Annotated in this window: 2 protein-coding genes; both read left to right on the top strand. The window is 64.9% G+C overall.

The window, feature by feature from the left end:
* Positions 1-940 (top strand): glutathionylspermidine synthase family protein (locus ABWP09_RS14360; RefSeq protein ID WP_353205797.1); only part of this gene is annotated, 940 nt, incomplete at its 5' end.
* A 2-nt stretch (positions 941-942) separates the two neighbouring features.
* Positions 943-1,410: an OsmC family protein gene (locus tag ABWP09_RS14365; protein WP_353205798.1), complete on the top strand. Its 468-nt coding sequence runs from the start codon at positions 943-945 to the stop codon at positions 1,408-1,410.
* The last annotated feature ends 189 nt before the right edge of the window (positions 1,411-1,599 follow it).

Raw genomic sequence — 1,599 nt, forward strand, 5'->3', positions numbered from 1 at the left:
CGACCGCGACTTGCTCGGCGATTTCGGTATTCCGGCGTTCTGCCACGAGGCGATCCGCAAGACGTGGGACGGGGAGCCGGCGGCGCTCAATTTCGGGCGTTTCGACTTGGGTTATGATGGCGCTGGACCGCCGAAATTGTTCGAATTCAACTGCGACACGCCGACCAGCCTGGTCGAGGCGGCGGTCATCCAGTGGGACTGGAAGGAAGCGGTCTTCCCGTCCAACGACCAATATAACAGCCTGCACGACAAGCTCGTCGCCAAATGGCGTGCGATCGCGCCGCCACCGGGAGCAAGCGCGCTTTATCTCGCGCATGTCGCCGATACCGCGGGAGAGGATGTGGTCACCACGGCCTATCTCGCCGATACCGCGCGCGCGGCGGGGATCGACACGCGGCTGATCGAGATGAAGGATCTGGGGTGGGACAGTGCCGGGCGGCGCTTCGTCGATCTCGACAATATGGCCGTAGACGCGATCTTCCATCTCTATCCGTGGGAATGGCTGGTCAACGAGCCGTTCGGCAAGGACCTGATCGAGAGCCTCAACACGACGCTGTGGATCGAGCCGATCTGGAAGATGCTGTGGAGCAACAAGGCGATTCTGGCGGTGCTGTGGGAGCTGTTTCCGGGGCATCCCAATTTGCTTGAGGCGCGCCGGACGCCGCTTGCCGCGGATCACGTCCGCAAGCCGTTCTTGGCGCGCGAGGGTGCCAATGTGACGATCTTCAAGGGCGGCGCGAGCGTGGCCGAGACCGCGGGCGAGTATGGCGCGGAGGGCTTCGTCTATCAGGCGCTGTTCGATTTGCCCGGCAGCGGCGATCGCCGCCCGGTGCTCGGCGCGTGGATCGTCGATGGCGAACCGGCGGGGATGGGGATTCGCGAGGACGGGCCGATCACCGGCAACACCGCGCGCTTCGTGCCGCACATCATCGAGGGGTAAGCATGGCGACGCACGATTTCACCGCGCGGATCGCCTGGACCGGCAATCACGGCGCGGGGACGCGGACCTATCGCGGCTATGACCGGACGTGGGAGATCGCGACGCCGGGCAAGCCTGTGGTGCAATGTTCGAACGATCCGCTGCTTGGCGGCGATCCGGGGCTGCCCAATCCGGAGGATCTGCTGCTCGCCAGCCTCTCGGGCTGTCACATGCTGTGGTATCTGCATCTGGCGAGCGCGGCGGGGATCGTCGTGACGGCCTATGCCGACAATCCGCTGGGCGTGGGGGAGAGCGCACCCGACGGGACCGGACGCTTCGTGCGCGCGGTGCTGCGGCCGACGATTACCGTGGTGGCGGGGAGCGATTTGGCGGCGGCCGATGCGATCCACGCGCGGATCCATGCGCATTGCTTTATCGCACGCTCGGTGAATTTTCCGGTGGAGTATGCGGCGACGTATCTGGAGGGGTGATGCCTCTAAACCCACCCTCTGTCATCCCCGCGAAAGCGGGGATCCATCTCCAGCGGCAAGAGATGGGTCCCCGCTTTCGCGGGGATGACAGAAGGTGGAAATCACAGAGGTTAGAAAACCGGGTTTACCCGATTGCTTCCATCACCGCCGCGCGCAGCTCGGGGATCCCGAGGCCGGTCTCGCTCGACG

It is taken from the genome of Sphingomonas sp. (assembly GCF_040398505.1).
In the GTDB taxonomy this organism is placed as follows: Bacteria; Pseudomonadota; Alphaproteobacteria; order Sphingomonadales; family Sphingomonadaceae; genus Sphingomonas.